Below are 13534 nucleotides of genomic sequence, written 5' to 3' on the forward strand. Positions count from 1 at the left end.
ACCTCAATCTGCCGAGCGAACTATCAACGAACTTTGGGCGCATCGGCGCGGCAGGGCGGCGCAACCGCAATGTCGCGCGTCAGCCATTGCCAAAAGGTGTAGCCGTGACCGTTGAGCGGGCGCGCCGCCGAGATGGCGTAGCAGACCATCAATCGTCTCGCGCGTTCTCATGCGGTCAGCCCCCACTCAATATTACCGCATCTCCAGCAAAGGCCGTGCCAGCGCGCTTAGCCGCAGCAACTGCATGAGTAGGCTTCGAAAAACCTCACGCCCAAGGCGGCCGGTGTGTAATGGACCAGACATGTTTTTTGTCGCTGTCAGCTTTTGGACATGCATCACTCATCGTCAGACGCTTGAGGACAGACTTGGCTGGCTCCCCTGCGGTAATGTTGGCGTCGGCTCATCATCTAGCATCATTTCGGCGCCGGCTGTGTGCGCGGAAGATCTACACGACCTGACCGCCGCGTGCAGCGATTGCCTGCCGGCTCATAGCTGATCTTTTCTCCTGAAGCCGGCGATGAAGCCAGGCCGTCGAGTGCGAGCTGCCGGATGCTGTTTCGCTAGACGGCGGATACCGCGTCACCTCCATATTTTTCGCGACAGAGGTTTGGTGGCATCGCAGGCCTTCCTGCTACATCACCGCAGTGCTCGGGAATTCGTATCTGATCCGCGTGAGGCGAAGACCTTGTCTCTCGACTGGCTCGCCGAGGCCGTCTGTCCTGCGGGCCTCGAACGATTTCTCATTTGGCATGGCGCATGCGCGTCGATCCGCAAACCCCGTCATGAGGAGAAACGGAGCTGGCCGCCACTCCACCTCCTCCTACCACGAGGGCAGACGGGAAGCAGCGCCTTCAAATGAGGAACAAAATCACTTTACTCGAATCTTGCCTCTCGATCACAACCGGAGCCATGGAACCGCGTCCGCGACCATCGCCAATGATCGCGCCCCAACGCAATTGCCCAGCGCAAAATGGCTACGCGCGATTACGCCATGCATCCCTTACGAATTACGACAGCACCTCGGAGAGCCTCGCCGCCATCATGCAGACCGATCTAAGCCCACTTGATCCAGCACAAAGGAATTTCAAACATGCACCAAGATACCGTCCGTGGGAGAGCTTTCGCCATGCCCCTGACCAGCCCGGCCTACCCGGCCGGCCCATATCGGTTCCGCAACCGGGAGTATCTGATCATCACATATCGCACCGATCCGCAGAAACTGCGCGACCTTGTGCCGGAGCCGCTTCAGGTGTGCGAGCCTCTGGTCAAATTCGAGTTCATTCGCATGCCGGACTCGACGGGCTTCGGCGACTACACGGAAGGCGGACAGGTCATCCCTGTCTCCTTCTGTGGCCGCAGGGGGAGCTACACCCACTGCATGTTTCTCGACGACCATCCGCCGATAGCGGGCGGACGCGAGTTGTGGGGCTTTCCCAAGAAGCTCGCTAGCCCAACGCTCCGAACGGAGACGGATACCCTTGTTGGCACGCTGGACTACGGGCCGGTCCGCGTCGCGACGGGTACCATGGGCTACAAGCACCGAACCGCCGACCTCGCGAGTGTGAGGGCCTCGCTCGCTGAACCGAGCTTCCTCCTCAAAATCATCCCGCACGTCGACGGCACGCCGCGTATCTGTGAGCTCGTGGAATATCATCTAGAGGACGTCCATCTGAGGGGCGCCTGGACCGGCCCGGCAGCCCTGAACCTCTGGTCGCATGCGCTTGCCCCCGTCGCCGAACTGCCGGTGCTGGAAGTAGTCTCGGCCGTACACCTCGTCGCAGATCTCACGCTCGCGCTCGGGAAGGTCGTCCACGACTATCTCGCGGAAGCCGAGCCTCGCCATCGGAAAGGAGAAACCATGAACTTTTACAATGAGATCTCATGGAACCAACGCGATGGGGGCAGCAAGAGTGGTCCGCGGATCTTGATCACAGCGAAGTCCAACAGTGGCGTCCGGGATCGATCGATTGACAAAAAATGGTTGCCAGCGTGAGGGGCAGGTGGAAAGCGGCTGATGCAGGCGATCGAAACCTTCGGGCGCCTCGATGTCCTGGTCAGCAACGCCAGCGTCCAGAACCTAGCGCCGCTTGTCGAGTTCTGCCACCAGGCACTTCCCGCCCGTGATAGGCTCCATGTCACGGTGTCAGCGAACTCAATGCCACCAAAATCAGTGTAAGGCTTGGCCTGCTGTTCGGCGTCTTCCTCAGAGGCAGACGCTCGCCCCTGTCGCCGATATCGCGTAGAGACTCGGCCGGCAGGGGAGGTGGACTATGGCCTACCTTGGACTTTGCTGCTGGTTTTTACCGTCGTCAGACGAAGCGAGCCGAAATGTTGCGCCGCCGACTGCCGGACCAGAAAGGATCACGGCCCTGAAAACCTCGATCTGCTCGGCGCTTCTGCCTCAATACCTTTCGAACCGACAGCAAAAAGGACACCATGCGCGGCAAAATGATGCGTGCAGGCTGGAACGATGCTTATCTCTTCCAACTCATGACTCAAATGCGATAGCCCTGCCCCGTGTGGGGGGAGATTGGCCGTCATCGCTGCTTTCGCCAATCTCCAAGGCTAGAAGTTTGGAGCCCCCAGCGAAGCTGCCGATCTCCCCCCTTGCGGGGGAGATGGCCGGCAGGCCAGAGGGGGGTGGGCGGGAACTCGACAGAACGGTTTAGTCTGCACGGTCGCTCCCTCAAATCACGTTCAATTCCCTGAACGCCCGCCCTTCGGCGACGCGCTCATATCCAAACGCCGAGCAGTCCACCGTGCGATAGCCGCCATGCACGATCAGCTCGGCCAGCGCCTTGCCGACGGCCGGCGCCTGCTGCAGGCCGTGGCCGGAAAAACCGTTGGCGAAGAGAAAATTCTGCACCTGCGGATGCGGGCCGATCACCGCGTTCTGGTCTAGCGTGTTGTAGTCATAATGGCCGGCCCAGGCGCGCGTCGGCTTGATCGCCTCGAAGGCTGGAATGCGGGTCGCCATCACCGGCCAGATCACCTCTTCGAACAGCGGCCAGTCGGGCTCGAAATCGCTGGGATCGGCAGGGCCGTCACCCTCTTCCGGCTCGGCGCCGCCGGTGATGTAGACCGAGCCCTCCGGCCTGACATAGATGCCTGAGGGATCGACCAGCAGCGGCATGTCGTCATATTTCTCGCGCGCCTCGAAGATGAAGACATTGCGCTTGCGCGGCTCCACCGGCAGCGCCAGCCCGGCCATTGCGGAAACTTTGCCGGCATTCGGCCCGGCGGCGTTGACGACGATACCGGCGTCGAGCTGCTCGCCGTTGTCGAGGTTTACCCCGGTGACGCGGTCGCCCTGCTGTTCGATACCGGTCACATCAGCGGTGATGAAATCGATGTTTTCGTCCCGCAGCGCCTTGCGGAACAGCATCAGCATGGCATGCGCGTCGAACCAGCCCTCGCCCGTGCGGCCGTAGGCGCCGGCGGTGATGCCCTCCGGCGACAGCCACGGAAACCGGCGGACGAGCGCCTCCGCATCCTCAAGCACGATGTCGGCGCCCTCGGCCATCTGCGTCTCGTGGTTGCGCTTAAGGATCGGCAGACCGTTCTCGCCGGCAAGGATGAGATAGCCGCCTTCGCGAAAGCCGATATCGGCGTCGGCACCGAATTCTTCCGTCAGTCGCCGGAACAGTTTCAGCGTGAACTGCGACAGGCGGATGTTTTCGGGAATCGAAAACTGCTGGCGGATCGAAGCGCAGGACAGCGTCGTTGCCGCATGGGCGAACAGCGGGTCGCGCTCGACCAGCGCGATCGAGCCCGAAAACCCTTCTTCGCGCAGATAATAAGCGATCGAGGAGCCGACGATGGCTCCGCCGATGATGACGACGTCGTAGCGCACTTTTTCGATTCTCCAGTTCCAGAGCATGATCCCGAAAGCCGGTTTTCGGATCAGGCTCCAATTCATGCAGCCGGCAGGATGATCTCGAAGCGCGTGCCGCGCTCGGAGTCATGCGCTTTCAGGAGGGCCAGCACGATGCCGAGGCCCATGCCCGTGCCGCCGAAATCGCGGCGTGTGGTGAAGAATGGCTCGAAATGCGGGTCCGGTTGCTGGGCGAAATGCCGGCGCCGTCGTCGCTCACCAGGACAATGGCCTTGCCGTCCGCGGTCGCGACTGCGAGGAAGGCAAAAGCCTGTCCTCGTTGGGCTCAAGGTCGGCGACATCGACAGCGCGCGCCAAACCCACGCCAAGGGCGAGAAGGACGCGTGTGATGCTGTCGCGCAGCTTTTCCGGATGTTACGGCGGCTTCTAGCGGCTGCCTCCACCACAGGATTTGGCTTTTTCAAACGGGCGCGGCTCGTTCTTCGAAGGGCTACCATGAGATGACGTCTCACAAATGCGTTCGAAAACTCCCATGCATGAAGCGTGCCGGAAAAGAAGTCTGCCCAAGCAATGAGTTCTCGAATTCCAGCTCGTCCGGAACCCGACATTGTCGGATAACCGACGATGCGGGCAGATGGATGCTCGCGGCAGTGACCCTTCCACACCGCAGGCGGGCAGGGTCAGGTCAGGCATCCAGGGGCTGGCCCTTCGCGGCAGCATGGTAGGCCAGATATTTTCACTGCGTCGAAATACGGTCGGCCACGTGTTTGGCATCATGCCAGACGCCCCAGAAGAAGCTCTTTGGACTGCCAAGGTAAACCCAGGAAATAGAGCCGGGCTGGCTCGAGACGCCACGGTGGTGCCTTGGCCGGCCCTTCTCGTCGAAGGCGTCGACCTTCAGCCAGCTGTAGTCGACAGCAAAGCCTGTCGCCCAGACGATCGCCGCTATCCCGGCCTCGGCCAGGTCGAGCTCGCGGACGGTTTGGTCACGCATTCGGCCGCGGGCTCTTCCGAGAGGTCGAGACGGTTGCGAGCGACATAGGCGTCGGCTTCATCCAGCAGCGACATCAAGCTTGCGTCGCCGCGGGCAATGTTTTTAGCCAGATCAGGCGTGAAGCTCATCACGCCGTCCTGGTACGTGCTTGTCATACCGAAGAGCGTAAGCCCCTGCGCGGCCAGACGACGAAGTCGATCGTCTCGCCGCCGCGCGCGCCGCTCACCGCGACCGTGACGTGTTCGGTGCCGGGTCCCGGGGTCTCGGCGTCCCACTTGCCGAGGACGCCCCAGCCACCATTAGAAGTCGCGCCCGCGATAGGCCCGCGGCGGGCGATCGTGACGGGATCTGGAAAGGTCCGGTCGCGGCGATGATGCTGTTGGCTTCGATCACGCCGTCCGACGTCTCGGCGCGGAATCCGGGCCGCCCGACATTTCTTTGCCCGAGCTTGACCTCCAGGCCGCAGCGGATCGCGCATTGAGTTGCTTTGCATAAGCGACAAAATAGTCGGCGACCTCCTCCTTTGGAGGCAAAGTCATCGGGACCGGTCCCTGGAAACTCCATGCCCGGGAACCGGTCATACCAGGTCGGGCCATTGGCAACGAGGGAGTCCCACCGCTGCGAGCGCCAGCGTTCGGCAATCCGGCCGCGTTCAAGAATTAGATGAGGCACCCCCGCTCTTGCTCAGGTGCTCGCTCATAGCCACTCCCGCTTGGCCGCCGCCAACGACAAGCGTGTCCACTTTTCAAGAGTCATATCGTCCTTTTCTTCCTACCCAGTTTTCTGCGAATGCGGCGGCGGTCTGATTCGCGATTTACTGAATGGACCCAAATGCGAAAATGAGCATTTCCTGTGCCAAGGGTTAGCCTGTCCCTAATGCTCGGAGGGATTGCCGACGATGTGCAACGGGACGGGATGTCCCGGATCAGCACCATTGGAGAAAAGTGATCGAACGGATGTCTGAATTTTTTGCCGTTCCCGCTCAATCCTTTGTTCCTGACGTCGGCGTGCGTTGCCGACGCCGTTGTCTTCGGCGATCTCTACCCAAGAAGATCCCGTGGCGGGCCTTCGGGAAATTCGTCTCGGTCATTGGTTTGGTTGAAAGTAGGGGCTCTGCCAGTGAGGAGGGGCACCGGCAGGGCGCGCCGCGCCTAAGTCGGGACCCGGATGGCGACCTAACAGCGATCGAGGCTGTAGAGACGTCGACACGGCCGCACAGCAGCTGGCGCACACACGACCGCGAATTGATCCTATCCCGATCCCGCCTCTCTCACCCCCGCCTCCTCTTCGGGCTAAGGCTTGAGTTTATTGACCGGCTCCATCACTACGAAGACCGCGTCGTCCGGTAGGTGGCACTTGATATTATGGCTACCGGGCAGCTTTCGGATGGCGGAACCTCGCGCTCACAAATTTCTCTGGGAACCAGATGCTTGCGCGGACAGCGCGTCTGGAAGGGGCAGCCGCTCGGCGGATCCATCGCCGAGGAAATGATGTGTTTCTTGACGACACAGGTGTCGGCAATCGGGATCGCCGACAAAAGTGCATCGGTATAGGGGTGGTAGTGCGGCGACAATATCTGGTCTGTGGTGCCCTGCTCGACGATGTGGCCGAGATACGTGACCACCACACGGTCGGCGGTTTGGCATCTCGAATGTTCAGATGATTGGCCACCCAGTGGGGCTGCCGCAGTGCCATGCGCACTGCTCGGCGGAAAGGCGAAATGCACGTGGGAACATTCATCGTGCAGATGAGAGCATAATGGCAATCGATTGGAGCGATGACTCGACGAGCGATATACGGAGGCGCTTCGTCGCGTGGTGGGCTGCATCTGGGAGAATTGAGATCAAAAAATTCATCCTACAGCTGAAACGGTTTCTTAGCGGTCAACCAGCTTCCGAAACCTTGGGCAACGAGCGTCACGATGTTAGCTTGGGTTCCAGTGGCATCGACCGGATCGCCGATTGCGGAGGCGACGACCAATCTTTGACCCGGGAAAGCGATCACGGATCCTGCGGCGAGAAGGCATGGGACGAACTCTCCGGTGACAATGGCCGCGACGAACCGCGCATTTTCGGGAGGGACAATGAGAAGCTCTGCGACTCCGGCGCAGATGTTCTCTACGCTGGAAGCAGCAAAGATTATCTGACCGCGGGCGTTGATTCACGGCTCCAGGATCGGATGAGCGGCTTCGACCCGAGGTTCGGGTGGAAGCCGCACATCATCGTTCTCGTCGATATCGAACGAGATACCTTCATCTTTCATACGGTGGGGTTCTACAGAGACGGTTATGGCCCGAACTCTGTCGATAACGCCAGCGTAGTGTCCGGCTATCCGGCGAGTTGGTTTTACAACGGCAAGCCACGTAGGGCCTTTGCCTCGGGCGCGCCGGATAGCGGCGCACCACTGCGCACCCCAACCATGCCGGCTGTGGCCGGAGACCAGACGCGTTTGCCCTCCAGCGAGATCATTATCTTTCCCTTTAAACGAGCGTGATTCCGAAGCGTGACAGTCGGTCTCGACCATTAGACGAGCTCATCAAAGTCGTCTTTGGCTTCCAACCGTGCTTGGTGGCCGCCTTAGCAGCCCTCGCCAATCGGCAGGTCCACCCTCGGCCTGGACCGAAATAGCCGCTTCTATCCGGATCAGCGCCTAATTACTCCTGCGTTCGCGGCCTACCTCGTCAACGCCTTCCCCTTCCAGACGATCTCCCTCCCAACACGGGCAGCCTCGACAAAGCTGCGGACCGAATGCGTCCCGCGGTCGCGAGCACAATCGTCAGCTCGTGGTGCTGCAGGATGCGCCAGGAAAGCGAGCGGTTAAATTGAGTGGTGTACCCTGGGCATCAGAACTGGGAGGACTCCGTTCCACTTTCCGCCTTGCGCATGACTGGAGAGATTTCCGGTGGGCGTCGCCTCCTGAGCAAAGCTTTTTCATGTTCGTTACTCTCCGTAAACTCGATTGTTTCGATGGAGCGCATCTACGGTATGAATCCACGCATCACCGTAGAGCTTCGAACAGCATCGGTGCGGCTCCGCAACCAGTCAGCGAGCCAAAAACAGCGGCAATGTCGGCTTCTCAAAGATCCATCTCGTCACGCCGCCAAAGAGCCGCTCACGCAGCCGACGGCTGCCATAAGCGCCCATGACTATCATGTCGGCAGACGTCTCGATTGCGTGCTGCGCAAGCACCGTGGCCGCCGGTTTGCCGGCACTTGGCAACAGGTCAACCGACACCCGAGCACCGTGCCGAGTGAGATAGGCAGCGATGTCGGCTCCAGGCTCCGCGCCGTTCCCGTTATAGTTCGCCTTCGGATCGACCAGGGCAACGCGAACTTCCTCAGCAGCGCATAAGACACCCAGCGCTTCCCGAACCGCACGGGACGCCTCGACTCGCGAATCCCAACCGACCAGGACGCGCCGTGGCCACAAGGTCGCCCCAGTGCCCTTCGGCACAACGAGCACCGGCCTTCCCGTATCGAACAAGCAGCCGTTGACAACAGGAGGTCCGAGATTCTCGTCATTGAGGAGACACGGTCCGATGATCGTGAGGTCGGCGCAGAGCGCCCGCTGTCGTGCCACTTCGCCGAGGCTTGCCGGATCGCAATAGTCGGTATCAACGTCATAGGCGAGCGACATAGCTCTCAGCAGTCTCTGGATATCTTTGGAGCGTCTTTCCATTCTGGCCACGTCCTGTGTAAATCGGTCGATTTGTCGAAACCGGTCATTCAATCTGGCAATTGCCTGTCCACGTCCTCCAGGCCACTCGGGGACACCATCTCCGATCGACGGATACGACATAAGGAGCATCGGAGGCGGTATAACCAGTACGGAAAGGTGCGCGCCGACTTCGGCACACAAGCCGGCGGCAGTTCTGACGTCCTGATCGGAATTGTCAGCGCCGGTCGCACAGAGTACGCTTTTAAAAGCCATTTGCCTGCTTCTCCTGAGTATTCGTTTAGGGCGTTTCAGGCCGCAGGACCGGCTCACCGCGCGCGGGAGGGGAGTGGCACCACACCCAGCACTTAATTCAGTCGTCCGGCTTCTCGAGCGAATAGCCAGCCGACCTGACGGTGCGAATGACGCTGCCGGGCGAAGCCGTTTTCAGGGCTTTTCTGATCCGGCTGATATGGACATCGACGGTGCGTGCACCGACATGGATATTGGGCGGCCAGGCCGCGCCGATAAGTTCGTCCCGGCTGAAGACCTTCCCGGGAGCTTCAATCATAAGCCGCAGCACGTTGAACTCGATGGGTCCGAGGTGGATATCGTGGCCATTGCCACGAACCCGGTGGGCGTCGAGCTTCATCTCGAGGCCGCCACAGGAGAGCCAGCCGCCGTTTTCAAGACCATTTGCACCCCGCTTGGTCAGCGCCAGCCTCGCGCGTAGACAGTCGAGCAGCTTGGCCGGGGCGATCGGCCGCACAAAGCTCTCGTCAATGCCAGCCTTCAGGAGATCGAGGTGCTGGTTCTCGGCGCCGGCCGCGATCAGGGCAATAATCGGCAGCCCGCCGGTCCGGGGCTCGCGCTTGAGCCGGGCGCAGATTGCAGACCCGGTTATGCTCGTTGGCCCGCAGTCCAGCACCACGGCCTTGAATTCCCGTTCGTCGGCCAATGCAAGCGCTTCCTTCGCGCCGCCCGCCAGCTCACTGGCGAAGCCGTCCGCCTCCAGAACGTGGCTGTACATCAGATAGAACTCCGTATCGTCCGAACAGATCAGGACAAGTGGCTTCATCGGCGCTACCTCAAGAGCCCCATCGGCCCGGACCGCGTCGGTTGCGTAGGCTGGCCATGGCGGCTGCTCAAGACTTGTCATGACCCCTTCGCTCGACACCTGCTCCCATCACGCGCGCGCTACCTGGGGATAGGTTTCGATGGCTGCGATTGCGTCGCCGACCAGTTTCGTGCCGGCCTCGGCGAGCTTGCGGAGGGTCTCGAAGCCGAACCGATGCACGTCGCGCAGGGTCTTGGACAGAACGACCAGACGCCCGGCGGTGAAAAGCACGCGCCCGAAGCCCTCATGGCTCATTTCGATCATCGGCGATGCCATCAGGCCGGAGCGCTCTTCGATCGCAAGGGCGACGGCAGTGTAAAACTTGTCGAGCCTCCACAGCACGTCCGGATCGGGATCGCCGATTATTGGAATCGTACGGCGCTGTTCCTTGCTGACGATGAAGTCGGCCAGCAACTCGGCGTCCGCTTTGCCGTCCCATGACCCGTGGGAATCTTGAGCACGGATCAACCGCACGAGGCATTTGATGAACGGGCTGGCAAGGGCCGCCTCGTCCTCGTTGACATCAGGGCTAACCGCGACTTCAAACATTTCGCTCTTTCCTCGTTTCAGTCCTCGTCCTCGAAGGACGGTTTCTCTCCGGCGACACCAGCTTCGGCCAGCACCTTGCGCAGCCAGGGCGGAGGACATGTCCTCAGCATCGTCTGCGTGCGCAACAGCACCTCTTGGATGGGTTGTGGCTGCGGCACCTTGATTGGATGGATTTTTGCCGAGACAAGCTTGGCTGCCGAAGGTCCGCCGATCGCCAGACAAAACAGGAGGTGGCAGCCCTTCAGCGCTTCCACCTTCGGTGCGATGCGGTCATCCCCCTCGGTCCGATGTTTCCCCCTTTCGTCGGAGACGTCGTCGAAGGCAAGGGCTTCCAGGAGTTTCCATTCCTCGCGCGTCACATCGTAGATGACAAAGCGCTTGGCGGACCCGAAATGTGCATTGAGCTCCTTCATGTCCTGGGTTGCGATTGCCACGCGCAAAGCGCCTGCTTGTCGTTCACGCATCGGACCTTGAACCTCGTCAGTGACGAGTGAGAGGCGACGAACGGGGCCCACCTGGCGTTTCCAGCTTGCGGAATGGATCAAGTTCCTCAGGCGTCGGCGCATGCCGGTCGGCTTGGAACATGTTGGCAACCTCGAAAACCAGATCACGGGTCCCTTGATAGAGGATTGAGAGCTTGTGCTGGCTGCCGAGCCGGTCGAACACGGGGAAGCCGACGCGCATGAGCGGAATGCCAAGGCGCTGCGACGCCTGGCGTCCATGTGAATGGGTGACCAGAAGATCAGCGCCGCCGGCAAGCGTTTCCAAATCGCCGAGATCGCCGATCTGAATCGACTCCGCCGGTACCTTTTCCAGAATTTCCGACATATCGGTCGTCGTGACCGCCGCCGCGATTTTGGAGCCCATGTCCGTGAAGAAGGTTGCGAATTGATAGAGTTGGTCTGGTTCAGCAGCGATAGCAATTTTCTTGCCTCCGAAATGGAAATGTCCGTCGAGCAGCGCATCCTGCAATTGCGCCCGCCGGCGGCGCACACTGGCCGGCACAGACTCGCCAGAAATCGTGGACAGCAGGGAAACAAACTGATCGGCGTCCTTCAATCCGGTCAGTGACTCGAACAGCACGTAAGGGACACCGGTCACCTTGTGCAGCACCTCGGCCGGCCGGCGCATATGCTCGCAGACGGCAATGCAGTGCTCGGCCGCGCCGAGCTCGCGGATGTCCTCGACGCTCGTACCGCCATAGGTGGTCGGGACCCAGTGGTCTGGTACAGTACCGTCAAGCGAGCCTGAGAGGTCCGGCAAAATCACCGGGTGCAGCCCAAAGCTTTCAACCATCTCGCGCAAATGCTCGATGTCAGCCACAGTGAGGTTCCAGCCGGGCAGGATTGCGATCTTCTTTGACTGGCGCGCCCGCTCGCCAGGCCGCGTAATGCCTTCAATCATCGCGGTGACAGCCTTGGCCCAGCCCTCTTCGAGGGCGCCGCTGAAATCCGGCGTGTTGGCCAGCACGATCTCAGTACCCGCGAGTTCTTCCGCCCGTTTCAGCCTGATGTCGGCGATGTCGCCTGCGGAATCTTCGCCACGGGTTTCCACCAGCGCCGTCGTGCAGACCCCGATCAGCTTTGGCTTCGTGCGAGTCTTTAGGTTGAGGATCGCCTCTTCCAGATTGTCTGACCCGCCGAGGATGGTTGTCACTTCATCCATTGCGGTGGTCTGTAGGGGAATCGTTTCCTTGAAATGCCGCACGAACAGCACGAGGGCGAAGCTGGTGCAGCCCTGGGTGCCGTGGAACAGCGGCACTGCGCCGTCGATGCCGAGAAAGGCCAAGGCGGCACCCAGCGGCTGTGACGATTTCAGTGGATTGACCGAGGCTGATTTGGTCTGGGCAAGGATTCGGGTCATCGGATTTCCTCAACACCAGCCGAAATAGTCCGCGTCGTGCCGGCGAATTCCTGGACAGCGCGCATGGTCGCCGTGTCATTCTTGGTGCTCGGCAATTCGTCCTTCACATCGGGCTGGCACTCCCACGGGGCCCGCTCGCGCACCTGGCACCACATCGGGTTGTGAATGGCGAGGTCGATCTGGCGTACGAGTTCCACCATGCCGTCGTAACCGGCGTAAGGGTATTGGCGCTCCTGGTTGATGTCGAGCCAGGGCGTCTTGGCCTTAAGCGCGACGAATTGCGTGCGCCCGCCCGACAGCATGATATCGGCCTTGCCTTCTGAGAGCATGGCGTAAAGGTCGCGCGCTGCCATCTGCTCGAACACGTGGTTGTCGTCCTTTAGGATCTGTTTGATGCGCTCCTTGTCTTCGACCGTGGATTTCTTGACTGAGGTGCCGACGATCTCCAAGCCGATCTCCATCAGCGCATGGAGGACCGACCAGGACTTCACGCCACCCGTGTTGAGCAGCACGCGCTTGCCTTTGAGCCGCCGCCGGTAGGCCTTGAGCTTCTTCCATGCAACCGCCTCCTGCTCAGCGATCAGCGTCTCTGTGCGGTCGAGGATCTCCCGATCGGCGCCCTTCCTCACCAGCAGCTCAGCAATTTTGCGGAGGGCTTCCGAGGTGTCCGAGATCCCGTAGAAGGAGCCCTCGAAGAAAGGGATGTCCCAGCGCTTGTCCATCTTGCGGGCTAGATTGATGAGGGCCGTCGAGCACACCACCATAGCCGCCCGGGCGCGGTGCGCGGAAGCAACGTCGAGATAGCGCGCGTCGCCCGGAATGCAGGCGCGTACCCGGATCCCGAGCCGATCAAGGAGCGGCTTTATCAGCCAGAATTCGCCGGAAAGGTTGAATTCACCAAGGATGTTGATGTCGTACGGCCCGGCGTCGTCGGGTTCCACCGTGCCGATGACATGGTCGAGCAGCGCCTCGGCGGCGAGCTTGTTGCCGAGGTTCTTGGAGCCGGCCAATCCCGGCGCATTGATCGGAACCACGGCCAAGCCGAATTTTTCGGCGGCGCGTTTACAGACTGCCTCGATATCATCGCCGATGAGCGCCGTCACGCAGGTCGAATAGACAAAGACTGCCGGCGGCGCATACGCTTCCTTGATTTCGCGGATCGCCTTGAAGAGCTTCCGCTCGCCCTGCCCCATCACCACATCGAGTTCGGTAAGGTCGGTCGTGAAGCTTGTGCGCCACAAGGTTGGCCCAGACGAAGCAGCACCTCGGTTGTCCCAGGAATTGCCCTCGCAGGCGAGCGGCGCATGGACCAGGTGCGCAACGTCAGTGATCGGCTGCAGGACGATCTTGGCCCCGTCAAACGCGCAACCGCCCGCTGCCGCTCCTGGCGTCAGCGGCCTTGTGCAGCCCTCCTTGCGCGCCTTGGCGTCCTTTCCACGGTTCTTGTCGCAGGCAGGCTCGTCGAAAACGTCCTGGATCTTGGCACTGAGCGCGGTCATCGCGTTAAGCCCCAAAGCCAATTC

At 60.9% G+C, this 13534-nt stretch carries 9 protein-coding genes and 4 pseudogenes; 2 read left to right on the forward strand and 11 right to left on the reverse strand.

Annotation, left to right across the window (positions count from 1 at the left end; translation table 11 throughout):
• Positions 1-23 precede the first annotated feature (23 nt).
• Positions 24-149, reverse strand: a complete 126-nt coding sequence (locus AC0NIE_RS33170) for a hypothetical protein (protein ID WP_473488640.1) — start codon at positions 147-149, stop codon at positions 24-26.
• 941 nt (positions 150-1090) lie between these two features.
• Here AC0NIE_RS33170 and AC0NIE_RS33175 point away from each other — a divergent pair.
• Positions 1091-1831: pseudogene (locus AC0NIE_RS33175) on the forward strand (acetoacetate decarboxylase); the annotation flags it as partial.
• A gap of 855 nt (positions 1832-2686) precedes the next feature.
• Here AC0NIE_RS33175 and AC0NIE_RS33180 read toward each other — a convergent pair.
• From AC0NIE_RS33180 to AC0NIE_RS33195, 4 genes and pseudogenes are all read right to left on the reverse strand, one after another.
• The gene (locus tag AC0NIE_RS33180; protein WP_473488639.1) at positions 2687-3853 is read right to left on the reverse strand and encodes an NAD(P)/FAD-dependent oxidoreductase; all 1167 of its coding nucleotides are present in this window, start codon (positions 3851-3853) and stop codon (positions 2687-2689) included.
• Between the two features lie 62 nt (positions 3854-3915).
• Positions 3916-4124 (reverse strand): annotated as a pseudogene (locus tag AC0NIE_RS33185) (ATP-binding protein); the annotation flags it as partial.
• Between the two features lie 447 nt (positions 4125-4571).
• A pseudogene (locus AC0NIE_RS33190) lies at positions 4572-5529 on the reverse strand (NAD(P)/FAD-dependent oxidoreductase).
• A gap of 592 nt (positions 5530-6121) precedes the next feature.
• A pseudogene (locus AC0NIE_RS33195) lies at positions 6122-6465 on the reverse strand (oligopeptide/dipeptide ABC transporter ATP-binding protein); the annotation flags it as partial.
• Positions 6466-6587: 122 nt separating this feature from the next.
• Here AC0NIE_RS33195 and AC0NIE_RS33200 point away from each other — a divergent pair.
• Complete coding sequence (locus AC0NIE_RS33200; RefSeq protein WP_473488638.1) at positions 6588-7322, forward strand: hypothetical protein; 735 nt, start codon at positions 6588-6590, stop codon at positions 7320-7322.
• A gap of 548 nt (positions 7323-7870) precedes the next feature.
• On the opposite strand, the gene AC0NIE_RS33205 is transcribed toward AC0NIE_RS33200, so the two are convergent.
• From AC0NIE_RS33205 to nifE, 6 genes are all read right to left on the reverse strand, one after another.
• Positions 7871-8758: a universal stress protein gene (locus tag AC0NIE_RS33205; protein WP_473488637.1), complete on the reverse strand. Its 888-nt coding sequence runs from the start codon at positions 8756-8758 to the stop codon at positions 7871-7873.
• Between the two features lie 97 nt (positions 8759-8855).
• Positions 8856-9641, reverse strand: a complete 786-nt coding sequence (locus tag AC0NIE_RS33210; protein WP_474045220.1) for a response regulator transcription factor — start codon at positions 9639-9641, stop codon at positions 8856-8858.
• A 27-nt stretch (positions 9642-9668) separates the two neighbouring features.
• Positions 9669-10148: a NifX-associated nitrogen fixation protein gene (locus AC0NIE_RS33215; protein WP_473488635.1), complete on the reverse strand. Its 480-nt coding sequence runs from the start codon at positions 10146-10148 to the stop codon at positions 9669-9671.
• Positions 10149-10165: 17 nt separating this feature from the next.
• Positions 10166-10663, reverse strand: a complete 498-nt coding sequence (gene nifX, locus AC0NIE_RS33220) for a nitrogen fixation protein NifX (RefSeq protein ID WP_473488634.1) — start codon at positions 10661-10663, stop codon at positions 10166-10168.
• Entirely contained in the window at positions 10629-12011 is a 1383-nt protein-coding gene (gene nifN, locus AC0NIE_RS33225) for a nitrogenase iron-molybdenum cofactor biosynthesis protein NifN (protein WP_473488633.1), read from the reverse strand. Before nifN ends, nifX begins: the two co-directional genes overlap by 35 nt.
• A complete protein-coding gene (gene nifE, locus AC0NIE_RS33230) occupies positions 12008-13510 on the reverse strand; it encodes a nitrogenase iron-molybdenum cofactor biosynthesis protein NifE (protein WP_473480579.1) in 1503 nt (500 codons plus the stop codon). The genes nifN and nifE overlap by 4 nt, the downstream gene beginning before the upstream one ends.
• Between the last annotated feature and the right edge of the window lie 24 nt (positions 13511-13534).

It is taken from the genome of Mesorhizobium sp. WSM4842 (assembly GCF_055901575.1).

What these genes read in the sequence shown, in the direction of transcription:
- AC0NIE_RS33200 (WP_473488638.1), top strand. Translation starts at nt 6,588, where the DNA reads ATGGCAATCGATTGGAGCGATGACTCGACGAGCGATATACGGAGGCGC.
- nifE (WP_473480579.1), bottom strand. Translation starts at nt 13,510, where the DNA reads ATGACCGCGCTCAGTGCCAAGATCCAGGACGTTTTCGACGAGCCTGCC.
- AC0NIE_RS33205 (WP_473488637.1), bottom strand. Translation starts at nt 8,758, where the DNA reads ATGGCTTTTAAAAGCGTACTCTGTGCGACCGGCGCTGACAATTCCGAT.
- AC0NIE_RS33170 (WP_473488640.1), bottom strand. Translation starts at nt 149, where the DNA reads ATGGTCTGCTACGCCATCTCGGCGGCGCGCCCGCTCAACGGTCACGGC.
- AC0NIE_RS33210 (WP_474045220.1), bottom strand. Translation starts at nt 9,641, where the DNA reads ATGACAAGTCTTGAGCAGCCGCCATGGCCAGCCTACGCAACCGACGCG.
- AC0NIE_RS33215 (WP_473488635.1), bottom strand. Translation starts at nt 10,148, where the DNA reads ATGTTTGAAGTCGCGGTTAGCCCTGATGTCAACGAGGACGAGGCGGCC.
- nifN (WP_473488633.1), bottom strand. Translation starts at nt 12,011, where the DNA reads ATGACCCGAATCCTTGCCCAGACCAAATCAGCCTCGGTCAATCCACTG.